The sequence below is a fragment of the Clostridium sp. AF34-10BH genome, assembly GCF_003478095.1.
Classification (GTDB): Bacteria; Bacillota; Clostridia; order Lachnospirales; family Lachnospiraceae; genus Acetatifactor; species Acetatifactor acetigignens.
In genome coordinates this window covers 37,412-63,892 of the sequence record NZ_QUEC01000023.1, presented here as the reverse complement: position 1 = coordinate 63,892, position 26,481 = coordinate 37,412, and the positions used below count along the sequence as shown (strand labels likewise).

Sequence of the window (26,481 nt, the reverse complement as noted above, 5' to 3'; positions counted from 1 at the left end):
AAATAGACATTGACAAACACGAACAAATGTTTTATCCTAAATAAAAAGCAGAACATTTGTTCCTTGAACAAAAAGGAGATTGACATGGAAAAAGACGATAAGCTTAAAGCATTGGATGCGGCGCTGAGCCAGATCGAGAAGCAGTACGGAAAGGGCGCGGTAATGAAGCTGGGAGATCCCACGGCACAGATGAATGTGGAGACCATCCCCACCGGTTCTTTAAGTTTGGATATAGCGTTAGGACTGGGCGGTATTCCCAAGGGAAGAATCATTGAGATCTACGGACCGGAATCCAGTGGTAAGACCACCGTTACCTTACATATGATCGCAGAAGTACAGAAAAGAGGCGGTATTGCCGGATTCATCGATGCGGAGCATGCTCTGGATCCTGTCTATGCGAAGAACATCGGCGTAGATATTGACAACCTGTACATTTCCCAGCCGGATAACGGTGAGCAGGCACTGGAGATCACGGAGACCATGGTACGCTCCGGAGCCATTGACATTATCGTAGTGGACTCCGTAGCCGCACTGGTACCCAAGGCCGAGATTGACGGTGATATGGGAGACAGCCATGTGGGGTTACAGGCACGACTGATGTCCCAGGCGCTGCGCAAGCTGACCGCTGTGATCAGCAAGTCCAACTGTACGGTTATCTTTATCAACCAGCTGCGTGAGAAGGTAGGTGTAATGTTCGGTAATCCTGAGACCACTACTGGCGGACGTGCGCTGAAGTTCTATTCTTCTGTACGACTGGATGTCAGAAGGATCGAAGCTCTGAAGCAGGGCGGTGAAGTGATCGGTAACCGTACCCGTGTCAAAGTCGTTAAGAATAAGATTGCACCTCCATTCAAGGAAGCAGAGTTTGATATCATGTTCGGTGAAGGTATTTCCATGGTAGGAGATATTCTGGATCTGGCAGCCAGCTGTGACGTTGTGGCAAAGTCCGGTGCCTGGTATGCCTACGAGGGCAACAAGATCGGACAAGGCCGTGAGAATGCCAAGCAGTATTTAAAAGACAATCCCGCCATCTGCGATGAGATTGCCGAGAAGGTCAGAGAGCATTACGGACTAAAGGCAGATGTCACTGCCGCAGCAGAGAAGGAAGAGTAGATCCATGCTAGTAACACAGGTTACGGAACTTTCCAAATCGAGAAGCAAAGTATATATTGATCAGGAATTCGCCTTTGTATTGTACAAAGGCGAATTGCGTCTTTACCATATAAAGGAAGGACAGCAATTAAGCGAGGAAGACTATCGGACTATCATGCAGGAGGTACTTCCCAAGCGGGCGAAGCTTCGTGCCATGAACCTGTTGCAGGGAAGAGAATATACGACGGCACAGCTGCGGACAAAATTACAGCAGGGCTTTTATCCGGCGGAGATTATAGAGCAGGCTATCGCTTATGTGGCGGGCTTTCATTATATCGATGATCTGCGATATGCCGTGGATTATATTACTTATCACGAGGACAGCCGCAGCAAGCGGCGGATCGAACAGGATCTGCAGGGCAAGGGAATCCCGGCAGCTACCATGGAACAGGCCTGGCAGGTCTGGCGGGAGAAGGGCGGAGAGCAGGACGAACAGAGTATGATCCGTGAACTGCTTCATAAGAAGCATTATGATCCGGAAGCAGAGACAGACTGGAAGGAACGCCAGAAGATCTACGCATTTCTGGTCAGAAAGGGATTCTCCGCAGAAGCTATCCGCAAGGCCATCGGTGGCATGCATAGCGATGATTTCTGAGAATACCGGACGACGCATAACAGCAAGAAATAATGCACAAAGATTGTTTTGATATAGGAACTATTTTTGGACTAATTGCGACTTGTACTTGACATGGGTGTAATTTCAGTTTACACTAATACTGTTGTGAATTGCTTGTTAGAATGTACATAAATTGCATTCTATTATGAACGATAATTTGTATTATCGGAGCAAAATGTACAATGAAAATTTCATAAGGAGGTGCTCCTGTAGTGGACACTAATATTGTAATAGTATTAGTGGTTTCTGTTATTGCCATTATAGCTGCAGTGCTGATCACAGCAAAGGTTACCACGAACCGTCTGAAGAAGAACGCGGAGGGAACCATCGGCAACGCAGAGGAGAAGGCAAGAGAGATTATTGATGAAGCTCTGAAGACTGCAGAGAACAAAAAGCGCGAATCACTCCTGGAAGTCAAGGAAGAGTCCATTCGTACCAAGAATGAACTGGACAAAGAAATCAAGGAACGTAGAGCGGAAGCCCAGCGGTATGAGCGCAGAGTTCAGCAGAAGGAAGAGAACATCGATAAGAAAGCAGATGCCATCGAGAAGCGCGAGGCAAGTTTAGCATCCAGAGAAGAATCCCTCAATCGCATGAAGGAAGAAGTCTCCAGACTGAATGAGCAGCGTGTGCAGGAACTGGAACGAATTTCAGGATTAACCTCTGAACAAGCAAAAGACTACTTATTGAAAATTGTTGAAGATGAAGTGAAACATGAATCGGCCGTGATGATCAAGGAAATGGAGAGTCGGGCCAAAGAAGAAGCAGACAAAAAGGCAAAGGAATATGTGGTTAACGCTATACAGAGATGTGCAGCAGACCATGTCTCTGAGACTACAATTTCCGTTGTACAGTTACCGAATGACGAAATGAAGGGACGTATCATCGGACGTGAGGGACGTAACATCCGTACCCTTGAGACCATGACAGGTGTAGACCTGATCATAGATGATACACCGGAAGCAGTAATCCTGTCCGGATTTGATCCGATTCGTCGTGAGGTAGCGAGAATTGCGCTGGAGAAGCTGATTGTGGACGGACGTATCCATCCGGCCAGAATCGAAGAGATGGTAGAGAAGGCGCAGAAGGAAGTCGAAGTAATGATCAAGGAAGAGGGAGAAGCCGCAACTCTGGAGGTTGGTGTACATGGCATTCATCCCGAACTGGTAAGATTACTCGGTAAGATGAAATTCCGTACCAGCTATGGTCAGAACGCATTAAAGCATTCCATCGAGGTTGCACAGTTGTCAGGTCTTCTGGCAGCGGAGCTGGGACTGGATGTGAGACTTGCCAAGAGAGCGGGACTGCTGCATGATATCGGTAAGGCAGTAGACCACGAGATGGAAGGTTCCCATATTCAGCTGGGTGCTGAACTGTGTCGGAAATATAAAGAGAACGCTACGGTTATCAATGCCGTGGAATCTCACCATGGCGATGTAGAGCCTACTTCCCTGATTGCATGTATTGTACAAGCTGCTGATACAATATCCGCTGCAAGACCGGGAGCTAGAAGGGAAACACTGGAAACCTATACTAGCAGATTAAGACAGTTAGAAGATATCACAAACAATTTCAAAGGTGTAGATAAATCTTTTGCTATTCAGGCAGGTCGTGAAGTTCGTGTTATGGTAGTGCCCGAGCAGATTTCAGATGCCGATATGGTATTGTTGGCAAGAGATATTTCCAAGCAGATCGAAGCTGAATTGGAATATCCCGGACAGATCAAGGTAAATGTGATCCGTGAGAGCCGCGTAATTGATTACGCCAAATAACTGACCAGTCAGAAATGACAATTTCATACGAAGTAAGAAAAGCTGTTGTGCTGTTAAAGCACAGCAGCTTTTTTGATAAAATTTGTAACTATTCAGAGCCATGCAAAACTGCGTTCTGCGAATGCTTGCATTCAGGCAGATAAGCAGTTTTATATGGCGAAGTAACCACATGAGCAAAAAGAAAGCTACGAAGTAGCGGTTTTGCGAATGGGGTTCTGAATAGTTACTAAAATTTTATAAAAAAGGTATTGTACAAAGAACTTTCTTATAGTATGATATTCGAAGTGTATGATTGTATACGATTATCCAACGTCCACAGAAGAAAGCGTATTCCCTATGGGAAAAAACGAGAAAGGTATGGTACGAAATGAAAGCATATCAGGAATTATCCAAGGAAGAACTTTTAACATTGAAGGCAGAGCTGAACGCTGCATATGAAGATGCAAAAGGCAAAGGCCTGAAACTGGATATGTCCAGAGGAAAACCGGCAGTTAACCAGCTGGATATGACAATGGATTATCTCGATGTTGTAAATTCTCAGAGCGCTATGAAGGCTGAGGATGGAATGGATGTTCGAAATTATGGTGGCCTGGACGGTATTCCTGAGGCAAAGAAACTGATCGCTGACATTCTGGAAGTGAAGCCGGAAAATGTGATCGTTTGTGGCAATGCCAGCCTGAACATCATGTATGATACTGTATCCCGGGCTATGACTCACGGACTTTTGGGCAATACCCCCTGGTGCAAGCTGGATCATGTAAAGTTCCTGTGTCCCGTACCCGGATATGACAGACATTTTGGAATCACAGAGCATTTCGGAATCGAAATGATCAATGTGCCCATGACACCCGAAGGACCGGATATGGATCTGGTAGAGAAACTGGTGTCTGAAGATCCCGCTATCAAGGGTATCTGGTGCGTACCCAAATACTCCAACCCTCAGGGATATTCCTACTCCGATGAGACCGTAAGACGTTTCGCTGCATTGCAGCCTGCTGCATCGGATTTCCGTATTTTCTGGGATAATGCTTATGCCATCCATCATTTATATGATGAAAGACAGGATCAGCTGTTAGAGATCCTTTCCGAGTGTGAAAAGGCAGGACATCCGGACATGGTATTCGAGTTCTGCTCCACCTCCAAGGTAACCTTCGCAGGAGCCGGCATTGCGGCTATTGCATCTTCCAAGGCAAACCTGGATGATATGCGTAAGTCCATGACGATCCAGACCATTGGCTATGACAAGATCAACCAGTTACGCCATGTACGTTATTTCAAGGATATCAATGGTGTACGTGAACATATGAAGAAGCATGCAGCGATCATGCGTCCCAAGTTCGAGGCTGTACTGCAAGTGCTGGAGAATGAGCTGGGAGGCTTAGGCATCGGTACCTGGACTAAGCCCAACGGTGGATATTTCATCTCCTTTGATGCCCTGGAAGGCTGTGCCAAGGCTATCGTGGCAAAGTGTAAGGAAGCAGGTGTGACTCTGACCGGAGCAGGCGCTACGTTCCCCTATAAGAAGGATCCCAAGGATTCCAATATCCGTATTGCACCTTCCTTCCCCACACCGGAGGAGATGGCAATGGCTACGGATCTGTTCGTACTCTGCGTCAAGATGGTGAGCGTAGATAAATTACTGGAAAACAGGTAAGTATTCGATTTGGATGAGAAGGGATGATAAGTCATGGAAGAATTCAAGCGTATCAGCCGTGATCTGGTAGCAAAGGGTGCTATTATCGACTATTATCAGGATACCATGCAGATTCCCAACGGTAATATAGCAAAATGGGATCTGATCGACCATAAAGGGGCGGCTGCAGTAGTAGCCGTGAGAGAAGACGGTAAGCTTCTGATGGTGCGTCAGTACCGCAATGCCCTGGAGCGTGAGACTCTGGAGATTCCGGCAGGCGGACTGAACGGAAGAGAAGAGCCCACGGATCAGGCAGCTATGCGGGAATTGCAGGAAGAGACCGGGTATCATACCGACCATGTGGAACTGTTGACCTCTATTTATACCACAGTGGCATTCTGCAATGAGAAGATCGATATTTATCTGGCCAGAGGACTGAAAGACAGAGGAAACCAGCATCTGGATGAAGATGAATTCATCAATGTAGAGGCTTATTCCGTAGAAGAATTAAAGCAGATGATCTACGACTGCAGGATCCAGGATGCCAAGACAATCTGCGGCATTTTAACTTACGCGTCCAAATACCTGAGTGAGTAATTCCGTTACAGACAAAAGCAGCCACGACAGGCTGCTACATAATGATTTTAGGGAACTCCATCCAGACAGGCAGTACCTGTCCGGATGGACTTTTTCTTTTCTGAAAGACGAATAAGAAAGCATGATTTTCCATGTTGTCCGCATATATTACTAACAACGCCTGACGGGAGACGAGAATATATGAAATGGAACAGATCCATGTTGCCTGCGGGAAAACTCCCGCTGCACTTTTTGTTTTTGACGGGATTTGTGGTGGGATTGTTTGCGGTGTATTTCGGACGGGGAATTCTGTTAAACCGTGCGGGAATGCTGGATGAGGACACGTTATATCGCATGAAATATATGACCGTGGACAGCAGTATCCTGTTCTGGTACGTGCTGTGCAAAAGATGTCGGAATTTTCTGGTGCTTATTATCATGGCAACGACTTATCTGGGATGGATTTTCTGCGGAGGAGTCACCGTAAAATACGGATTCTCTGTGGGCTTTTTTCTGAGTACGGCAGTGTTTAGGTATGGAATCAAGGGGATCCTTCTGGGGATCGTGAGCATCTTTCCCCATTATCTGTGTTACCTGCCGGCTATGATCCTGTTACTCAGATGGTGTGAAGATATGCACCGGAGTATTTATTTTTACAATAACACAACCGGGCAGGGAAAAAAATCCCTGCCCGGCAGATTGGGAAAACTGGCGCTCATATGGATCGCACTGGTCTTCGGATGTTTATTGGAATGTTTTGTGAATCCTGCGTTATTAAAAGGATTCCTGCAGTTTTTTTGAAACTGTTTTAACGATTCAGCACCCCATTTGCAAAATCGTTCTTTTTATTCGTACTCAGCGATATCGTAGATCAGACGCTCACTGTCTTCCCAGCCCAGACAGGGATCGGTGATGGACTTGCCGTAGCAGCCGGCACCCACCTTCTGGTTGCCTTCCTCGATGTAGCTCTCGATCATGACGCCCTTGACCAGCTTGTGCAGATCGGGGCTGAGTTTACGGCTGTGCATGACTTCTTTGGTGATTCGGATCTGTTCCCTGAACTGCTTGTTGGAGTTGGAATGGTTCGCATCGATCACGCAGGCAGGATTCTTCAGATCCATTTTTTCATACATATCCCACAGACGGATCAGATCCTCGTAATGGTAGTTGGGGATATTGGCACCGTGCTTGTTGGTAGCACCGCGCAGTACGGTGTGTGCCAGATCGTTGCCGTGGGTATTCACCTCCCATCCGGTATAGATGAAGGAGTGGGGGTGCTGTGCCGCATATACGGAGTTCAGCATTACGGAGAAATCTCCGCTGGTAGGATTCTTCATACCGGCAGCTACATCGAAGCCGCTGACGGTCAGACGATGCTGCTGATCCTCTACGGAACGGGCACCGATGGCCACATAGGAGAGGATATCGGATACATAACCCCAGTTCTCCGGGTATAACATTTCATCTGCGGCAGTGAGACCGGTCTCTTTGATAGCGCGGATGTGCATTTTACGCATGGCCATCAGACCTGCCAGGAAATCCGGTTTCTTCTCGGGATCGGGCTGGCTGGTGATACCCTTGTAGCCTTCGCCGGTGGTGCGGGGCTTGTTGGTGTAGATTCTGGGCACCAGGATCAGCTTGTCCTTAACTTTCTCATTCACTTTGGCAAGACGATTGACGTAATCACATACGGAATCTTCGTTATCGGCGGAGCAGGGCCCGATAATCACCAGAAACTTATTGCTTTTGCCGGTGAGAACGTCACGGATCTCTGCGTCTCTTGCTTCCTTGATCCTGACTAATTCTGCCGGAAGGGGCAGCTCCTTGCGGATCTCCGCAGGAGTGGGCAGTTTTTTGATAAATTCGAAACTCATGGTATTCCATCGTGCGCAGGGCACGTCCTTTCTGCTAAATGTCATTGCTCATTATAGCCCAGATCGTGCGAGGATGCAAGAGAATTTAGCGATTTAAAGCGAAAAAGAGAAATGGAACGGATAAATTGCTGTGCTAAAGCGTTAATTTGGAAAATTATATTGACAGGTATACGGGTTTGCCATAAAGTAAAAATGTATCTGAAATGTTACAAAAAAAGTACGAGAGAGGGCAAAATTATGTACGGAACAATTTGGGCATTGCTGCCGCCTGTGGTGGCAATCGTATTGGCACTGATCACAAAAGAAGTATATTCGTCACTGTTTATCGGCATTGTTACGGGAGCTTTGATTTATACCGGATTTTCTCCTATTGCAACGCTGGATACGGTGATCAATGAAGGATTTATCAATTCCGTGGCGGATGCATGGAATATCGGTATTTTCATGTTCCTGATCCTGTTGGGCACCATGGTGGCACTGATGAACAAGGCAGGAGGCTCTGCAGCTTTCGGCGAATGGGCGAAAAAGCATGTAAAGACCAGAGCGGGAGCGCTGCTTTCCACCTTTTTATTAGGTGTTCTGATTTTCGTGGATGACTATTTTAACTGTCTGACTGTAGGCTCTGTTATGATGCCGGTAACAGACGGACATAAGATTTCCCGAGCAAAGCTGGCATACATTATTGATGCCACCGCAGCACCCATCTGTATGATCGCACCGATCTCTTCCTGGGCGGCCGCAGTATCCGGTATGGTGGATGAAGGTGTTTATTCCGGTATTGAACTGTTCGTAAGAGCTATTCCTTATAACTATTATTCTCTGTTGACCATCGTATTCGTCATCGGTATGGCGCTGATGGGCTTCGACTACGGCCCCATGGTAAAGCATGAGCGCAATGCCAGAGAAAAGGGTGACCTGTTCACCGAGGGAGAGCGCGTGGTCAATGCAGACAATGCACCCAAAGGTTCCACCAGAGGCAAGGTCTACGATCTGTTGATCCCGGTAATCGTACTGATTGTCTGCTGTGTCATCGGCATGATCTATGTCGGCGGCTTCTTTGAAGGCGTGGGCTTTATCGATGCATTCAGCGCAACGGATGCTTCCGTGGGACTTCCCTGGGGATCTTTGATTGCATTATTATTTGCCATTGTATACTATATGTGCAGAAGACTGGTATCCTTCAAGGAGGCCATGAACTGTCTGACGCAGGGCTTCATTGCCATGGTACCTGCAATGCTGATCCTGACCTTTGCTGTTACCCTGAAGACCATGACCGGTCTGCTGGGTGCGGATGTCTATGTGGCTGGTCTGATGCAGGGAGCATCAGCAGGGCTTACCAATATGCTTCCGGCCATCATTTTCCTTGTAGCATGTTTCTTAGCCTTTGCTTCCGGTACCAGCTGGGGAACCTTCGGTATTCTGATCCCTATCGTTACCGGCGTATTTACCGATCCCACGACCGGAGCTATTGTACCCGGAGCCGAGCATCTGATCATCATCGGCGTGGCTGCATGTCTGGCAGGTGCCGTTATGGGTGACCATTGCTCCCCCATCTCCGATACGACCATTATGGCTTCTGCGGGAGCGCAGTGTAATCATATCAACCATGTATCCACCCAGGTGCCTTATGTGCTGACTGTGGCGGCAATCTCTTTTGTGACTTATATCATTGCCGGTTTTGTACAGAATGTGGTGATCTGTCTGGTGATCGGTATTCTGCTGACACTGGCTACGCTGGTGGTTCTGAAACGTGTCTTCGGTGAGAAGGCTGTCGTACGGAAATAACGTAGGCGCAGGAACGCGACTGTGAGAAAGGAAATATATAGAAATGAAATACGACTATCTGGTGGTCGGCTCCGGATTGTACGGAGCGGTGTTCGCAAAAGAAGCGACTGACAGAGGGAAAAAGGTTCTGGTCATCGATAAACGCCCTAATGTGGCGGGAAACATTTATACGGAAACCGTGGAAGGAATTCATGTCCATAAATACGGTGCCCATATTTTTCACACCAATGATACAAAGGTGTGGAAATACATTACGCGATTTGCGGAGTTCAACCGTTTCACCAATTCTCCGGTGGCCAATTATCACGGAGAGTTGTACTCACTGCCTTTTAACATGTACACTTTTAATAAAATGTGGGGCGTGGTGACTCCCGAAGAAGCTGCGGCCAAGATTGAAGAGCAGCGGCAAACTGCCGGGATCACGGAACCGAAAAATCTGGAGGAACAGGCCATCTCTCTGGTGGGTAAGGATATTTTTGAAAAACTGGTAAAGGGCTACACCGAGAAGCAGTGGGGACGTGACTGTAAAGATCTTCCGGCCTTCATTATCAAACGTCTGCCGGTGCGTCTGACTTTTGACAACAACTATTTCAATGCGTTGTATCAGGGCATTCCCATTGGCGGTTACACGAAGCTGGTGGAACATCTGTTAGAGGGCATTGAGGTACGCCTGAACACAGATTATCTGGAGCAGAAAGAGGAACTGGATAAACTGGCAGAGACTGTTGTCTATACCGGCCCCATCGATGCCTATTTCGGCTACTCTCTGGGAACACTGGAATATCGTTCCGTCAGGTTCGAGACAGAGGTGCTGGATATTCCCAACTTCCAGGGAAATGCTGCGGTGAATTACACGGATCGTGAGACTCCCTGGACCCGGATCATCGAGCACAAATGGTTCGAGTTTGGCAAGGACGAACAGGGACAGGATCTCCCGAAGACGGTCATCAGCAGAGAGTACAGTTCCGAATGGAAGCCGGGAGATGAGCCTTATTATCCAGTCAATGATGAAAAGAACGGCGCTTTGTATGCAGAGTATAAAAGGCTGGCAGATACGGAAAAGAACGTGATCTTCGGCGGAAGACTGGCGGAATACCGCTACTATGATATGGATGCGGTCATTGCCTCGGCATTGAAGAAGAGCGAAGAAGTATTGTAATGTAACAGATCATAAATGAGGGCAAAAGAAATGCAGTGGCGTGGGTAACGTCACTGCATTTTTATAGCTGCGCCGTCGGCGCACGTTTTGAAACAACCTTTAGCCGATCTGCGGTTTTGCTTTTCTCTTATTGCGGAACTCTCTGACAGCGATCAGCAGATCATAACGATATACCAGCGTGTACATCACAGCCGCCATGACGAAAGCAGTAAGCACATCAAATACGGAATGCTGTTTGATGAACATGGTTGCCATAATAATGGAGACAGCCAGGATCAGGGAACCGATGCGGATGCCCTTTTTCTTCTCAAAGCATTTGCTGCGGATAATGGCAAAGTGTGCACCCAGAGAATTATATACATGAATGCTGGGCCACAGGTTGGTAGGAGTGTCTGTTCGATACAGAGCGGCTACCATACGGGTGAAGATATTGTCTCTCGGCATAACAGCGGGACGAAGGTGCTGTCCGTTGGGCCACAGGGTGGATACGATCAGGAAAATCGTCATGCCCGTGAAGAGGAAGATACAGGTGCGGTAATAATCCTCTTTGTTCTTGAAAAAGAAATAAATGACCACAGCCGATACATAGGCAAACCACAAAAAGTAAGGGATGACGAACACTTCACAAAAAGGAATATAATCATCCGCCGCCATATGTATGATCCGGTAATGTCCGGTAGTATTTTTCTCCAGCCAGGCGAACCAGGTCATGTAAATAATGCCATATATAATAAGAGGAATGGCATGTTTATATTTCAAATAGAAGATCCGTAATTTTTCCATAAAAACCTCATTTCTCTAAAAACCTATGTTCCAAAATCAATTTTAGTATAGCTATCGGAACAAAAAAATCAAGGCTTTTTTGGAATACTTAAGCATTCTTAAGAAAATCTTTAGAGTGTGTTAAATCTGTTTAAGGTGTGATCATCCGGATGGCACCGGGGAGACATTCCACCCGGAAACCGCGGCTCTTTCTTGTCACTTCTCCGTCTGTATGCACCCACAGAGGAGCGGAAGCTGTTATGGACATCTGTGTGGCGGTATGGGCATTGATGCCTTTGACAAAATAATGTTTGCCGAAAAAGGCAGTGGGCAGGGCCAGCAGAACCAATCCCTTGGAAATATTGCCTACGGAACAGAGATCCAATACCCCGTCATGATCGACAGCGGGAGGGCAGAACATGAAACCGCCGCCCTCGTAACGGTGACTCATACAGGTCACGAACAGAAAACGGGGGAGTTCTACGGATTCCTTTTTGTCATGTACCTTGTCCTCCAGTGTCAGCGTGCAGGAGACCTTGCGGGCAGTGATCAGCTGTTTTAAGGCGATACCCAGATAGGTCAGCTTTCCTAAGCCGATCCGGTTCATGGTATCCTTGATCCGGGAACTCATGGCTTCCGCACAGACAGCGGCATCAAAGCCGATCCCGCAGCTGACGGCAAAAAGCCTGGATTCTTCCGGCTGGTCTTCGTCCAGATAGGTCAGTCTCCCCAGATCCATGGCTCTGGGAGTATTATTATGAAGGATCAGATTGAGAGCAGCCTTTGGATCCTTGGAAATTCCCAGATCTCGGGCCAGATCATTGCTGGAGCCGGTGGGAATGTAGCCGAGGATGACTTTGGAAGGATCTGCAATGCCCTGAAGGGCCTCGTTTATCGTGCCGTCACCCCCCAGAACGATGAGCGTTAAGTCAGGCTCTGCAGCATGCTCTGCGGTGATCTGTGCGGCCAGCTGTCGGACTTCTCCGGCTTTCCCGGAAAAATAGGTCTGATATTCGGTATTGCCTGCTTTCAGAGCCGGCTCCACCTGTTCGGCCCAGATCTTTGCCCCTCTTCCGGAGCGGGAGGCGGGATTGATAATAATATGATACATGAGGATTCCTCATCTTTCGTAGGGTTATATTAAAATGATGTCGGGGTCAAAAGCCCCCGACTTAGATACCTACGGATTGCTTCGTGCTACGCACTACCACAATCCTACCCAATATTCGCATATCGTGGGATTATCATCCCATTTTTATGCTCATATCGGGGCGGGTCCCAAGGTCTTTCACCCACTTATGAGCAAGCTCATGTGGGCTTAGACCTTTTGACCCTGGTATCATTAAAATTTATTCTAACACACCAGGGGGCTTCTGCCAACATTGTTCATTTTCTATCTTTGCAAATAAAAGGTTCTATGCTATACTAAACCATAAGTTTAGCGAATTAACGTAACATAAGGAGGAATGAGGCATGTATTCATTGGATGAAGTAAAAAAAGTAGATCCCGAAGTGGCACAGGCCATTATTGACGAGGAGAATCGTCAGAACAGTCACATCGAGCTGATCGCATCTGAAAACTGGGTAAGTAAGGCTGTTATGGCAGCTATGGGAAGTCCACTGACCAATAAATATGCGGAAGGATATCCCGGCAAGAGATATTACGGTGGTTGTGAGTGCGTGGATGTCATCGAGAATCTGGCGATCGAACGTGCCAAGAAGCTGTTTGGATGTGATTATGCCAATGTACAGCCCCATTCCGGAGCACAGGCAAATATGGCAGTGCAGTTCGCTGTGCTGAAGCCCGGCGATACCATTATGGGTATGAATCTGGATCACGGCGGACATCTGACCCATGGTTCACCCGTTAATATGTCCGGCAAATATTTCCATGTAGTACCTTACGGTGTGGATGACAACGGTTTCCTGGATTATGACAGAATGAGAGAGCTGGCCCTGGAATGCAGACCCAAGATGATCATTGCAGGTGCTTCTGCATATGCACGCACCATTGATTTCAAAAAGTTCCGTGAAGTAGCGGATGAAGTCGGTGCGGTACTGATGGTAGATATGGCACATATCGCAGGCCTTGTGGCAGCAGGCCTTCATCCAAGTCCCATTCCCTATGCGGATGTAGTGACCACCACCACCCACAAGACACTGCGCGGACCCAGAGGCGGTATGATCCTCTGCAACAAGGAAGCCAACGAGAAATTCAATTTTAATAAAGCTATTTTCCCCGGCATTCAGGGTGGCCCGCTGATGCATGTCATCGCAGCCAAGGCTGTCTGCTTCGAGGAAGCATTAAGCGACGACTTTAAGGTATATCAGAAGAACATTGTGGACAACGCACAGGCATTGTGCAAGGGCCTGATGAGCCGTGACATCAAGATTGTCTCCGGCGGTACCGACAATCATCTGATGCTGGTAGACCTGACCCCTTACGGTCTGACCGGTAAGGCAGTGGAGAAGCTGTTGGATGCAGCTCATATCACCGCCAACAAGAACACCATCCCCAACGATCCCCAGTCTCCGTTCGTGACCAGTGGTATCCGTCTGGGAACCCCTGCGGTAACTTCCAGAGGTCTGAACACCGAGGATATGGATCAGGTGGCAGAGGCCATTGCCATGGTCATCAAGGGCGGCGAGGAACAGGTTCCCGCAGCCAGAGCCATCGTTCAGAAATTAACAGATAAATATCCTCTGATCTAGGCAGAAGCTGTTTGCAAAGGTCAGCCCGTACATGCAAATGTGCAGGCTGGCCTTTATTTATGTTGGAGTTGAGTTTATACAGGCGTCGTGTTAAAATGTTGGACGGAATACAAAAGAACAGCAGATAGAGGGAACAGATGAAAAAAGAGAAATGGAAAACCTTTGTGACGGACAGGTGGAAGGTGGCAGCGCCGGGACTGCTGGCAGCTTTTGCTGTCTGTTTTATTTTTTTTATTTATGCACCGTTGGAATTGTATGTTACGAACCAGACAGAATTCTGGTTTGATTTTTATAAGATATTAAAAGCGGTTCTGCAGAATTTTGCACTTTTTTTTGGACTGAATGTGTTGGGAATCCTTTTGGCAGCCTGTATCTCCAAAGTTTTTTGCCGGTTCGTTACGGCAGCGGAACTGGTGGTTTTGCTTACTTTATATGTGCAGGGCAATTTTCTGGTGAATCATATGCCGCCTTTCGACGGCACGGAAATCGTATGGGAGGACTACCGGGGAGAAAATATAAAGACAGCGATAGTGTGTATTCTCATAGCGGCAGCGGTCGTGACCATGGCAAAGCTGCTTGGTGCAAAGAGATTTCAGGGAATCTGTATGGCTGTGAGTGCGGGACTTTCGGGAATCCTCATGATAACGCTTGTGACGATGACTGTGACCACAGGGGCTTACCGGGAGAGAACCACTTATTATGCACTGGAGAACGGACAGTACCGTCTGTCACAGGATCAGAATTTCCTGGTATTGCTGTTGGATGCGGTGGATGCGAAGACTTTTGAAGAAGTGATGGATTCGGATCCGGCCTATACAGAGACATTTGCTGATTTTACTTATTATCCGGATATGGTGGGAGCATATCCCTGGACGGCGTTTTCTGTTCCGTATATCTTATCGGGCAAATGGTATGAAGGAGAAGAATATTATCTGGATTACGCGGCGGCAGCTGTGGATGAATCAGGATTGTTCCGGGAACTGTCTGAGAGGGATTATGACATCGCATTGTATGAGTCTGATCCGTGGGTGACTTCGTATACCTATCAGTTTTCCAATATGGTGGAACTGCAGCATGAGGCATATGTCTGGAAGTATTTCAGGCGGGCAATCTGCAAGCTGGGCGGCATCCGCTACGCACCGTTTTTCCTAAAGGAATACTGTTATCGGGCCATTGTACAGACGCAGGGGCAGCACAATGCCTTTGTGGACGAGAGCAATCCTCTGTATACCTGGGATCTCAAAGAATTTGCCACACATATGCAGGAAGAAGAGGTGACGTATCAGGAGGGAAAGTGTTTCCGGTATTATCATTTGCAGGGAGGGCATGTTCCTTTCCTGTATGATGCGGATCTGAATGCGGTAGGAGATTCTTCGTATACGGAGACGCTGGAGGCCAATATCAGGGTGATCGGTCAGTTTCTTGATAAGCTGAAACAGTCAGATCTGTATGACAATTCGGTTATTATCGTTATGGCAGATCATGGCTTTGATCCTCAGAATGAGGTCTCGGCATATGACAGACAGAATCCTCTGTTCCTGGTAAAAGGTGTGGGAGAGAGCCATCCGTTACAGACATCGCTTGTTCCTGCAGCTTACGAGGATCTTCAGGATGCATATGTGAAACTGATGGACGGAGCGGCGGGAGATGCGATTTTCCCATATCAGGAGGGAGAAAAAAGAGAACGCCGGTACATTTTTTATGAGAATACAGAACACGTCATGTATGAATGGTTACAGACGGGACCGGCATGGGATTTTAACGCATATCGGGAGACGGGGAACAAATATCCCCGCAAGAATTAGAGACAACCCCTGTTTTGAACTTTTTGGAATTTACAGCAAAAGGTTAAAAATGGGGGTTGTCTTTCATACTTTACTGTGCTAGAATATCCCTCAGTGAAAAACAAGTGTCCGCACTACAGATACGAACCGGAAGAAAGGATAACATATGGGAGAAACGACCAAGTATTTTGTGGTGAAGCAGAAGGCGATCCCCGAAGTACTGTTAAAGGTAGTGGAAGCAAAGCGGCTTCTGGAGTCAGAGAAGGTTCTGACCATACAGGAAGCGGTTGATGCGGTAGGTATCAGCCGCAGTTCTTTTTATAAGTACAAAGATGATATATTTCCCTTTCATGACAATTCCCAGGGAACGACCATCACTCTTACCTTTCAGATGGATGATGAACCGGGGATATTGTCGGATGTGCTGAAGATCATCGCAGAGTACCGGGCCAATATCCTGACGATCCATCAGAGTATTCCCATCAACGGAATCGCTTCTCTGACATTGAGTATTCAGGTATTGCAGACCACGGGGGACATTTCCCGGATGATCGAGCAGCTGGAGGGACAGCCCAGTGTACATCATGTAAAAATACTGGCAAAAGAATAAAATTTTTCACACGCAAATTTGTGCCTGCGCAAGGTACGAAAGTACCTGAAAGTTTGCAGGCTATGAGAAAGGCAAGGGTTATGATATGATCAACGTTGCAGTATTAGGCTACGGCACCGTGGGCAGCGGTGTGGTGGAAGTTATCGAGAAAAACAAGGACATGGTGAACAAGAAGTCCGCACAGGAACTGAAGGTAAAATACATCCTGGATCTGAGAGATTTCCCCGGAGATCCTTACGAGGACAAAGTCATTCATGATTTCAATACGATCTTACATGATGACAGTGTGACCATTGTCTGTGAGACCATGGGCGGTGTCGGAGCCGCTTATCAGTTCACGAAGCAGGCTCTGGAACGGGGCAAGAGCGTCTGCACCTCCAACAAGGAGCTGGTAGCCAAGCACGGTCCCGAACTGCTGCAGATCGCCAGAGAACATAATTGCAACTATCTGTTCGAAGCCAGTGTGGGCGGCGGTATTCCCATTATCCGTCCGTTGAATTATTCCCTGACAGCAGAGAAGATTGAGGCTATCAACGGTATCTTAAACGGTACTACGAATTATATCTTAAGTAAAATGGAAAAAGAGGGTGCGGACTTTGCTGCGGTTCTGAAGGAAGCGCAGGACAAAGGCTATGCGGAGCGCAATCCGGAAGCGGATGTGGAAGGTTATGATGCCTGCCGTAAGATTGCAATTCTGTCTTCCCTGATGTTCAGTAAAAATGTGGATTCCGAGAAGGTTCCCACCGAAGGTATCACTAAGATCACAGCAGCGGATTTCGAATATGCCAATGCCACAGATCATACCATCAAGCTATTGGGCAGAAGCAGGGCCATTGATGATAATACCGCAGAGGTTATGGTAGCACCGTTTTTACTTTCCAAAGAACATCCGCTTGCCATGGTACATGGTGTATTCAATGCTGTATTTGTCACCGGCAACATGCTGGGAGATTCCATGTATTACGGACGGGGCGCAGGTAAGCTTCCCACCGCCAGCGCGGTAGTATCGGATGTCATCGACTGTGCAAGACATCAGGGCAAGGTGATCATGTGCTTCTGGGACAAAGAGGAAGTAAAGCTGGCAGACATCGGCGAGGCCGAGAGAAGTTTCTTCATCCGGGCAAAGGCCGGAGCGGAAGATGCGGTTACAGCAGCGTTCCCCGGAGGCCGGGTGGTACATCTTAAGGACCGGAAGGAAGACTTCGGATACTTCACACAGAGTATGAAGGAAAAAGATTTTCAGGCAAAATACGAGGCACTGGGCGAGCACATGCTCGGCAGGATCCGTCTGGTATAAAAAGGATATACTATTATTAGATAGAGTTGAGGAGAAAATGTTATGTCAAAAGTAGTGAAATTCGGTGGAAGTTCTCTGGCGAGCGCAGAGCAGTTCAAAAAAGTAGGAAACATCATCCGGGCAGATAAGGAGAGAAAATATGTGGTACCTTCCGCACCGGGGAAAAGATTTTCCGATGACACCAAGGTAACGGATATGTTGTATGCCTGCTATGATCTGGCAGATCAGGGCAAGAGCTTCAAGGCAGAGCTGGATGCTATCAAAGCCCGTTATCAGGAGATCATCGACGGACTGCAGCTGGATCTGGATCTTGTCGATGAGTTCAAGACTATTGAGAAGAACTTTAAGGCAAAGGCCGGCAGCAATTACGCGGCTTCCCGTGGTGAATATCTGAACGGTATTATCATGGCAAATTATCTGGGCTATGATTTCATTGATGCGGCAACCGTCATCTTCTTCGATGAGAACGGCGAATTTGACGCAGCAAAGACCAATGAAGTACTGCGTGCCAGACTGGCAGAGAGCAAGGAAGCAGTTGTACCCGGCTTCTACGGTGCCATGCCCGACGGAACGGTGAAGACTTTCTCCAGAGGCGGTTCCGACATCACCGGTTCCATCGTGGCCAAGGCTGCCAAAGCGGATGTCTATGAGAACTGGACCGATGTATCCGGTTTCCTGATTGCGGATCCCCGCATCATTGATCATCCCGAGGCTATTGAGACTATCACCTATCGTGAACTTCGCGAGCTGGCCTATATGGGTGCTACCGTTCTTCATGAGGATGCCATTTTCCCGGTACGTCAGGAAGGTATCCCTATCAATATCCGCAATACAAACGCTCCCGAGGACAATGGTACCTGGATCGTGGGAAGCACCTGTCAGAAGTCCAAATACGTGATCACCGGTATCGCCGGCAAGAAGGGCTTCTGCTCCGTCAATATTGAAAAAGATATGATGAACTCCGAGATCGGTTTCGGCAGAAAGGTATTGCAGGCATTTGAAGAAAATGGTATTTCTTTCGAGCATGTTCCCTCCGGCATTGATACCATGACGGTATTCGTACATCAGGATGAGTTCATGCACAAGGAACAGAAGGTAGTGGCAGGCATCCATAGACTGGCCAATCCCGACGCCATTGACATCGAATCCGACCTGGCATTGATCGCTGTCGTAGGCCGTGGCATGAAGTCCACCCGCGGCACTGCAGGCAGAATCTTCTCCGCACTGGCACACAAAAATATCAATGTCAAGATGATCGACCAGGGATCTTCCGAGCTGAACATCATCATCGGTGTGGCAAATGAAGATTTTGAGACTGCAATTCAGGCAATCTATGATATCTTTGTGATCACAAGATTATAAGTTTATCAGATATAAAAAGACAGGTCAGTTCGCCCTGTCTTTTTATGGTTCCGGATATTGGATCATATCCAGTATCGGAGTTCGTATAATATATTGGTAGGCCTCAAAAATTTTCTCCGCAGGGACTTCTTTCGGAGAGGAGAGCCATAACTTTAGAATTTCAATTAATAAGAGGGCATTATAATGTGCCAGTGACTGCGGTGTGATAAGTTCGCAGGGCATTTTCCTCATAGGATGTCTGGACAGAATCCGGAAAAAGGTCTGTTCACAGTAGTGTGAAAAAAATTCTCCGAAGCAATTCTGGCCTGTGGTTTCAAAAAGTCGATGATAATATTCCTTATTTTTTTCAAAACAGATAAACATCAGCTTGATGGCTTCCTGTTCCATATCGTTTTCGATCATGACTTCGACTTTGCTGCCGATGTCCTGGTCGAACAGAAACTCAATCACTTCGTATTTATCCTGAAAATAGTTATAGAAAGTAGGGCGGATCACATGTGCACCATCCGTGATCATTTTGATGGAAATCTTCTGAAAAGGCATGGTAAGCACAAGAGAACGAAAACTGTCTGCCAATAATTCTTTTGTCTTCATCACAGGACTCCTTTTCCTATAAAAGAACCGGGATAGAAATATTATAACCAAAAAACTTTCTTTTCTCAACTTTAAACGACACTTTTGCCAAAATGTCGCGGAATATTTACAGTTATCGAAAAAATGTAAGAGCAGGAAAAACGCTGTGCAAGGGTTGTATCTTACCATATGCCGGAAAATTGTTTAAAGTAAAAAATGAAAAGAGATAAAAACATTATAACGGGAGAAAGGGGTTGCATGGATGGCATGGTATGAAATTTTCATTGTATCGGTGGGACTATCCCTGGATGTCTTTACCTATGCATTATACAAAGGCGCTATGCTTTCCAGACTGGACAAAAAGCAGATCCTGAAAATGATCCTGCTGTTCACAGGATGGCAGAGCGGTGCAATGCTTTTAGGAAGCCTGATTTCGGAACTTCCGTACATTGCAATGAACTATCAGCGGACAGAAAGACTGTTCAGGGCGGCATCGGCAGTTATTTTTTTCCTGATCGGGATATGGCTGATCGTCCGGGCACTACATATGCGGGACCCGCTGGAACGAAGGGAAGATGCCTTCGCCTGGAGACAGCTATGCATTTGGGCCATACTTACCAGTGTGGACAGTTTTCTGACGGGAATTGGCATGGGCTTTTTAGACACCAGAGTAACGGTGCAGATCATTCAGCTGGCAATTATGGCTGCGCTAGCGGTCATCGCCGGCATCTATGCGGGATATCGGATCGGGTGTCATGGAAGAAACCGTGTACTGATCAGTGGAGCGCTGATCTTCCTGCTTGCCGGCGTGGATGTATTGTTTCGATATTACATCTGAAATACCGTGATTCATAGAATAAATAGACAAAAGTGAGGTAAATCGTATGGCAGACGCAAAACACAAAGTTGAGAGAGCTGCATTTGGCGCAGCAATCGACGGAATTCTGAAGTATGTGAATAAGGACGAAACAGACAGAGAAAAGGCATTCTTAAAGCTGGTAGATCTGTCGGAAAAATTTATGGGAGATACCTTCCGCAAGGAAAGCTATGATGCGGCAAGACGTATGATCCAGGATCCGGACAGCAAATGGATGCAGTATGTGAACCGGATCTTAAACGAAGTGGATCCCCATGTCATCAAAATGTCCGCACTGGACTATGGTTTTGAGGCGGCGTTCTGCGGTAAAAAAGAGATCAACGAGATGCGTGTGAAACATCAGTGCAATATCCCCTGGCTGATCCTGGTGGATCCCACCAGTGCCTGCAACCTGCATTGTACCGGCTGCTGGGCGGCAGAGTACGGCAATCGTCTGAACTTAAGCTTTGAAGATATGGATCGCATCGTTACCCAGGGTAAGGAACTTGGTATCTATCTGTATTTCTTCACCGGTGGCGAACCTCTGGTCAGAAAGGATGACATCATCCGTCTGTGCGAGAAACACGATGACTGTGGCTTCCATGCATTTACCAACGGCACGCTGATCGATGAAAAATTCTGCCAGGAGATGAAGCGGGTAGGCAACTTCTCCGTAGCTATCAGTCTGGAAGGCTTCGACGAAGTGAACGACTTACGCCGCGGCAAGGGCGTGTTTGATAAAGTAATGCATGCCATGGATCTGATGAAGCAGTACGGTCTGATCTTCGGAACTTCCATCTGCTATACCAGCAAGAACTATAAAGTAGTCACCAGTGATGAATTCCTGGATATGATCATTGAAAAAGGTGCCAGATTCAGCTGGTATTTCCATTATATGCCCGTAGGCAATGATGCATCTACCGAATTGCTCTTAGATCCGGACCAGAGAGAATATATGTATCACCGTATTCGTGAAATCCGTGCCATGAAGGGCGGAAAACCTATCTTTGCCTTCGATTTCCAGAACGATGGAGAATATGTGGGCGGATGTATCGCAGGCGGCAGAAACTACTGCCATATCAATCCAAACGGCGATGTGGAGCCCTGTGTATTCATCCATTATTCCGGTGCCAATATCAAGGAAGTAGATCTGCTGACTGCGTTGAAGCAGCCACTGTTTATGGCATACCGTGCGAACCAGCCTTTCAACTGCAATCACTTAAAGCCCTGCCCGATGCTGGAAAATCCGGAAATCTTACAGCATATGGTGCATGAGACCGGAGCACATTCCACTGATTTACAGTCACCGGAGTCTGTGGAGCATCTGTGCGGAAAGTGCGCAGAATACGCGAAAAACTGGGATGAACGGGCCCAGGAACTGTGGAATAAATAATAGTTCTTTTACAAAAGTTTATACTTAGTTAATTGCTTTTTGCCTTTCGGCATACCATAATGTAGGTAACATTCAGAGGAGACTTCGCGAAGGAGACTCTGAAAGATTTGGATAATGTGTCCCCTGTATTGTGGCGGACGAAAGGTGGTACTTCATGAAAGAGAAGTTACAGCGTTTCATGTGGGGGCGTTATGGCAACGACCGCTTCAATCAGTTTTTGATGATTGTGGCTCTGGTCTGCCTGGCGCTCTCTTTTTTTGGTCTGAGAATATTTTATGTGCTGGCTCTGGCCCTGTTAGTCTATGCGTATTACCGGATGTTTTCTAAAGATCTGAGTAAGAGGAGTGCCGAGAACCAGTGGTATCTGAAGAAAGAAATGAAGGTTCGCGGATGGTGGCAGCGAAAGAAAAAGGCTATTGCCGGTCGTAAGGAGTACAAGATCTGTAAATGCCCGAAATGCGGACAGAAGCTTCGGGTGCCCAGACATAAGGGGAAGATCGCAATCCGGTGCAGAAAATGCGGTGAAGAATTTATCCGCAAGACCTGACGGGAAAATCCTGTGGCAGGATCACGGGAAATGAAAATTGGAATACAGAAATATAGGAAAGGGTGGTGAGCCAGATGTTCGGATATATTGTGATCAATCAGTCGGAAATGAAATTTAAGGAGTATGATGTTTATCGATCCTATTATTGCGGATTGTGTCAGAGCCTGAAGGAACGTTACGGTGTCCTGGGGCAGCTTTCTCTGAATTACGATATGACTTTTATCCTGATGCTGCTCACCGGCTTATATGAACCGGAGGAGCAGGAGGCCCAGTGCAGATGTGTGGCCCATCCTTTGGAAAAACATCCCACAAGAAGAAATCTGTTTACGGATTATGTGGCAGATATGACGGTACTTTTTTCCTGCTATAAAGCGGAGGACGACTGGGAGGATGAGCATAGTCTGAAGGGACTGGTGTACAGTTATCTGTTGGGAAGAAAATTCCGTAAAAAACCGTTATTATATCAGGAAAAAGTAAGAAATATCTCACTGGCCATGCAGGATTTTGCGGATGCGGAAAAGCAGGGCAATGCGGATATTGATACCATGGCGGGATTGTTTGGCAGAGTCATGGCACAGATTGTATCCTGTCGTGAGGATGAGTGGAAGGACAATCTGGAGAGACTTGGATTTTTCCTGGGAAAATTCATTTATCTGTTGGATGCCTATGAGGATATCGAGCAGGACCTCAAAAAAGGAACCTATAATCCGTTAAAGAAACGGTATGAGGAACCGGGCTTTGAGGAGGAATGCCGGCAGATCCTGACCATGATGATGTCGGAGTGCTGTAAGGAGTTCGAACAGCTTCCTATTTTACAGAATGTGGATATTCTGCGGAATATTCTGTATTCCGGTGTATGGTGCCGTTATGAGATCGTGCGGAAGAAACGGATGAAAGACAGTGCAAAAGAGGTAACGGGAAATGACTTATGATCCATACAGTGTTCTGGGAGTGAGCAGAGATGCCTCCGAGGAGGAAATAAAAAAAGCATATAAGGCACTGAGCCGGAAATACCATCCCGATGCCAATATCAACAATCCCAATAGGGATCAGGCGGAAGAAAAGTTCAAGGAGATCCAGGCAGCCTACCAGCAGATCATGAAGGAGCGGACCGAAGGCTACAGTTACGGTGGCGGATATGGCAGGCAGAGCTATGGTGGTAGCGGAAGCGGCTACGGTGGAAGCCAGGGATATGGCGGCTACGGTCAGGGATTTGGAGACTTCTGGCAGCAGGCAGGCTGGCAACAGCAGACTTCTGGCTATGAAGAAGAGCCCAGACTGCGGGCAGCCGGTAATTATCTCAGAAACGGCTATTACAGAGAGGCCAGAAATACGTTGGACGGCATGGGAGAACATGAGAAGACGGCCAGATGGTATTACTACAGTGCCGTGGCACACATGGGCCTTGGAAATAATGTAGCGGCGCTGGAACATGCAAACAAGGCGGTGGCGCTGGATCCCCAGAATATGGAATACCAGATGCTCCTGCAGAGACTACAGAGCGGGGGACAGTGGTATGAGAGCAGACAGGCAGCCTATGGCTATCCCCATGTGGGTGGCAACGACCTGTGCCTGAAAATTTGTCTGGCCAATCTGTTCTGCAACCTTTGCTGTGGCGGTGGCGGTTTATGCTTCGGCGGTTATGGTGGAAGAGGAATGTTTTAAAAAAGATACTTGCTTTTTCCATGTATCCTCACTATAATATTAGATACAAGATGTAGATACGAAATTGCTTGAAAAACACAAAATCTAGTGAGACACTATGATTTGCAGAAAAAGTCGTGTCGGGAACTTGCTTCCGATGCGGCTTTTCTTTCGGCTTATGCAGAAATTCGTATCTTATGGGAATGATATAAAGTGAGGGAAACAGCAATGAAGATTCAGAAGAGAGACGGCAGAGTAGTGCCTTATGAAGAGGAGAAGATCCGGGAAGCAATCCATAAGGCCAACAATGAAGTGGAGGAGCGGTATCGTGCCAGTGAGGGACTGATCGAGGAGATTCTGGAGGATGTACAGCAGGAGGGCAGACAGACCCAGACCGTGGAGCATATCCAGGATATGATCGAAGAGCATCTGGTAGAGCACAATAAATATACTCTGGCAAAGAAGTATATTGTATACCGTTACCAGAGAAGTCTGCTCAGAAAGTCCAATACTACGGATGAATCTATTTTAAAACTGATCCGGAATGAGAATAAGGAGCTGGCGGAGGAAAATTCCAACAAGAATACCCGTCTGGCTTCCACTCAGAGAGACTATATTGCGGGCGAAGTGTCCCGTGACGTTACCAGACGTCTGCTTTTGCCGGAGCATATTGCCATGGCGCACGACAACGGTGTGCTGCATTTCCATGATGCGGATTATTTCATCCAGCCGATCTTCAACTGTTGTCTGATCAATATCAAGGACATGCTGGACAACGGCACTTCCATCAACGGCAAGATGATCGAGTCTCCCAAGAGCTTTCAGGTGGCATGTACCGTGACCACCCAGATCATTGCGGCAGTGGCCAGCAACCAGTACGGCGGCCAGAGCGTCAATATCAAGCATCTGGGGAAATATCTGCGTAAGAGTAAGGAAAAATTTGCAAAACAGCTGGAGGAAGAATTCGGGGATACCCTGGATCAGGCAGCCAAGGACAAGATCGTGCAGATGCGCCTGCATGACGAACTGAAATCCGGTGTGCAGACCATCCAGTATCAGATCAATACTCTGATGACCACCAACGGACAGTCTCCTTTTGTCACACTTTTCCTGCATATCGATGAGAATGACGAATATGTGGAAGAGACCGTGCAGATCATCATGGAGATCCTGCGTCAGCGGATCGAGGGGACCAAGAATGAGAAGGGTGTCTATGTGACTCCTGCTTTCCCGAAGCTGGTCTATGTATTGGATGAAAACAACTGCTTAAAGGGCGGAAAATATGACTATGTGACAAAACTGGCCGCACAGTGCTCTGCCAAGAGAATGTATCCCGACTATATCTCCGCGAAGAAGATGCGTGAGAATTACGAGGGAAATGTATTTTCCTGCATGGGCTGTCGTTCTTTTCTGTCTCCCTGGAAGGATGAAAACGGAGAGTACAAGTGGGAAGGACGCTTCAATCAGGGCGTTGTCAGCATCAATCTTCCGCAGATCGGTATTCTGGCAAAAGGAAATGAAGAGAAATTCTGGAAACTGCTGGACGAGCGTCTGGAACTGTGTTATGAAGCATTGATGTGCCGTCACAAGGCACTGGAAGGTGTGGTATCCGATGTGAGCCCCATCCACTGGCAATACGGAGCCATCGCCCGTCTAAAGAAGGGCGAGACCATCGACAAATACTTGCACAATGGTTATTCCACCATGTCTCTGGGATATATCGGACTGTATGAGACCACGTATCTGATGAAAGGATGCAGCCAGACCGTGGAACCCGGCAAGGAATTCGCCCTGCGTGTCATGGATTATATGAAGGATCGCTGCGCAAAATGGAAAGAGGAGACCGGTATTGCATTCAGCCTCTACGGAACTCCTGCTGAGACACTGTGTTATCGTTTCGCAAGGATCGACCGGGAAAAATACGGTGATATTTCCAATGTCACCGATAAGGGATATTACACAAATTCCTATCATGTGGATGTCCGGGAGAAGATCGACGCTTTCACCAAGTTCAAGATCGAGAGTGAGTTCCAGAATAAGTCGTTGGGCGGAGCTATCTCTTACGTGGAAGTACCGAACCTGACCAATAATGTGGAAGCCATCGAGGAAGTCATCCGTTTTATTTACGATAATATCCAGTACGGTGAGTTCAACACCAAATCCGATTATTGCCACGTCTGTGGCTATGATGGTGAGATCATGATCAATGATAATATGGAATGGGAGTGCCCTCAGTGTCACAACAAGGATCATGCGAAAATGAATGTCACCAGAAGAACCTGCGGTTATCTGGGAGAGAACTTCTGGAATGCCGGCAAGACCAAGGAGATCAAGGCAAGAGTTCTTCATCTGTAATATGCAGATAGTAAAAGGG

At 47.3% G+C, this 26,481-nt stretch carries 23 protein-coding genes; 19 read left to right on the top strand and 4 right to left on the bottom strand.

The genetic code is table 11. The annotated features are described in order from the left end of the window. Positions 1–84 precede the first annotated feature (84 nt). The 6 genes from recA to DWZ61_RS14250 all read left to right on the top strand — a co-directional run bounded on the left by recA (position 85) and on the right by DWZ61_RS14250 (position 6,550). Positions 85–1,113, top strand: coding sequence for a recombinase RecA (recA, locus tag DWZ61_RS14275; protein WP_022313233.1), 1,029 nt, complete (start codon positions 85–87; stop codon positions 1,111–1,113). 4 nt (positions 1,114–1,117) lie between these two features. Next, positions 1,118–1,747: a regulatory protein RecX gene (locus DWZ61_RS14270; protein WP_118539266.1), complete on the top strand. Its 630-nt coding sequence runs from the start codon at positions 1,118–1,120 to the stop codon at positions 1,745–1,747. 233 nt (positions 1,748–1,980) lie between these two features. Continuing rightward, positions 1,981–3,540, top strand: a complete 1,560-nt coding sequence (rny, locus tag DWZ61_RS14265; protein WP_242993653.1) for a ribonuclease Y — start codon at positions 1,981–1,983, stop codon at positions 3,538–3,540. Positions 3,541–3,907: 367 nt separating this feature from the next. After that, the gene (locus DWZ61_RS14260; protein WP_118539264.1) at positions 3,908–5,194 is read left to right on the top strand and encodes an aminotransferase class I/II-fold pyridoxal phosphate-dependent enzyme; all 1,287 of its coding nucleotides are present in this window, start codon (positions 3,908–3,910) and stop codon (positions 5,192–5,194) included. A 33-nt stretch (positions 5,195–5,227) separates the two neighbouring features. Then, positions 5,228–5,770, top strand: a complete 543-nt coding sequence (locus DWZ61_RS14255; protein WP_022313229.1) for an NUDIX hydrolase — start codon at positions 5,228–5,230, stop codon at positions 5,768–5,770. Positions 5,771–5,950: 180 nt separating this feature from the next. Then, a complete protein-coding gene (locus DWZ61_RS14250; protein WP_181968708.1) occupies positions 5,951–6,550 on the top strand; it encodes a stage II sporulation protein M in 600 nt (199 codons plus the stop codon). A 44-nt stretch (positions 6,551–6,594) separates the two neighbouring features. Here DWZ61_RS14250 and DWZ61_RS14245 read toward each other — a convergent pair whose 3' ends face one another. Next, positions 6,595–7,623, bottom strand: a complete 1,029-nt coding sequence (locus tag DWZ61_RS14245) for a 3-deoxy-7-phosphoheptulonate synthase (protein WP_117466302.1) — start codon at positions 7,621–7,623, stop codon at positions 6,595–6,597. A 237-nt stretch (positions 7,624–7,860) separates the two neighbouring features. Between DWZ61_RS14245 and DWZ61_RS14240 the strand changes: the two genes are divergently transcribed. After that, positions 7,861–9,408: a Na+/H+ antiporter NhaC family protein gene (locus tag DWZ61_RS14240; RefSeq protein WP_022313226.1), complete on the top strand. Its 1,548-nt coding sequence runs from the start codon at positions 7,861–7,863 to the stop codon at positions 9,406–9,408. A gap of 43 nt (positions 9,409–9,451) precedes the next feature. Next, complete coding sequence (gene glf, locus DWZ61_RS14235) at positions 9,452–10,567, top strand: UDP-galactopyranose mutase (protein ID WP_118539262.1); 1,116 nt, start codon at positions 9,452–9,454, stop codon at positions 10,565–10,567. A gap of 99 nt (positions 10,568–10,666) precedes the next feature. Here glf and DWZ61_RS14230 read toward each other — a convergent pair whose 3' ends face one another. Continuing rightward, complete coding sequence (locus tag DWZ61_RS14230) at positions 10,667–11,350, bottom strand: phosphatase PAP2 family protein (RefSeq protein WP_118504555.1); 684 nt, start codon at positions 11,348–11,350, stop codon at positions 10,667–10,669. 130 nt (positions 11,351–11,480) lie between these two features. Continuing rightward, positions 11,481–12,440 (bottom strand): diacylglycerol kinase family protein, encoded by a 960-nt coding sequence (locus tag DWZ61_RS14225; RefSeq protein ID WP_118504553.1) that lies wholly within the window; start codon positions 12,438–12,440, stop codon positions 11,481–11,483. Positions 12,441–12,802: 362 nt separating this feature from the next. Between DWZ61_RS14225 and glyA the strand changes: the two genes are divergently transcribed. From glyA to DWZ61_RS14200, 5 genes are all read left to right on the top strand, one after another. Then, positions 12,803–14,041, top strand: coding sequence for a serine hydroxymethyltransferase (gene glyA, locus DWZ61_RS14220; protein WP_118504551.1), 1,239 nt, complete (start codon positions 12,803–12,805; stop codon positions 14,039–14,041). Positions 14,042–14,178: 137 nt separating this feature from the next. Further along, entirely contained in the window at positions 14,179–15,846 is a 1,668-nt protein-coding gene (locus tag DWZ61_RS14215) for a sulfatase-like hydrolase/transferase (RefSeq protein WP_118539260.1), read from the top strand. Between the two features lie 145 nt (positions 15,847–15,991). Next, positions 15,992–16,435, top strand: coding sequence for an ACT domain-containing protein (locus DWZ61_RS14210; RefSeq protein ID WP_022313220.1), 444 nt, complete (start codon positions 15,992–15,994; stop codon positions 16,433–16,435). 85 nt (positions 16,436–16,520) lie between these two features. After that, positions 16,521–17,732: a homoserine dehydrogenase gene (locus DWZ61_RS14205; protein WP_118539258.1), complete on the top strand. Its 1,212-nt coding sequence runs from the start codon at positions 16,521–16,523 to the stop codon at positions 17,730–17,732. A gap of 42 nt (positions 17,733–17,774) precedes the next feature. Further along, a complete protein-coding gene (locus tag DWZ61_RS14200) occupies positions 17,775–19,094 on the top strand; it encodes an aspartate kinase (protein ID WP_117466294.1) in 1,320 nt (439 codons plus the stop codon). 42 nt (positions 19,095–19,136) lie between these two features. Here DWZ61_RS14200 and DWZ61_RS14195 read toward each other — a convergent pair whose 3' ends face one another. Next, positions 19,137–19,688, bottom strand: a complete 552-nt coding sequence (locus tag DWZ61_RS14195; protein WP_022313217.1) for a TetR/AcrR family transcriptional regulator C-terminal domain-containing protein — start codon at positions 19,686–19,688, stop codon at positions 19,137–19,139. A gap of 241 nt (positions 19,689–19,929) precedes the next feature. Here DWZ61_RS14195 and DWZ61_RS14190 point away from each other — a divergent pair, with 241 nt between their 5' ends. The 6 genes from DWZ61_RS14190 (at position 19,930) to nrdD (ending at position 26,462) form a co-directional block, all read left to right on the top strand. Beyond that, positions 19,930–20,505, top strand: coding sequence for a manganese efflux pump (locus tag DWZ61_RS14190; protein ID WP_118539256.1), 576 nt, complete (start codon positions 19,930–19,932; stop codon positions 20,503–20,505). A gap of 46 nt (positions 20,506–20,551) precedes the next feature. After that, the gene (locus tag DWZ61_RS14185; protein ID WP_118539254.1) at positions 20,552–21,916 is read left to right on the top strand and encodes a radical SAM protein; all 1,365 of its coding nucleotides are present in this window, start codon (positions 20,552–20,554) and stop codon (positions 21,914–21,916) included. A 154-nt stretch (positions 21,917–22,070) separates the two neighbouring features. Further along, positions 22,071–22,463: a hypothetical protein gene (locus DWZ61_RS14180; protein ID WP_118504541.1), complete on the top strand. Its 393-nt coding sequence runs from the start codon at positions 22,071–22,073 to the stop codon at positions 22,461–22,463. A gap of 74 nt (positions 22,464–22,537) precedes the next feature. Beyond that, complete coding sequence (locus tag DWZ61_RS14175) at positions 22,538–23,395, top strand: DUF5685 family protein (protein ID WP_118539252.1); 858 nt, start codon at positions 22,538–22,540, stop codon at positions 23,393–23,395. Beyond that, positions 23,385–24,128, top strand: a complete 744-nt coding sequence (locus tag DWZ61_RS14170) for a J domain-containing protein (protein ID WP_118539250.1) — start codon at positions 23,385–23,387, stop codon at positions 24,126–24,128. The genes DWZ61_RS14175 and DWZ61_RS14170 overlap by 11 nt, the downstream gene beginning before the upstream one ends. A 207-nt stretch (positions 24,129–24,335) precedes the next feature. Then, on the top strand, positions 24,336–26,462 hold the full coding sequence (gene nrdD, locus DWZ61_RS14165) for an anaerobic ribonucleoside-triphosphate reductase (protein WP_118539248.1): 2,127 nt from the start codon (positions 24,336–24,338) through the stop codon (positions 26,460–26,462). Positions 26,463–26,481: the final 19 nt, after the last annotated feature.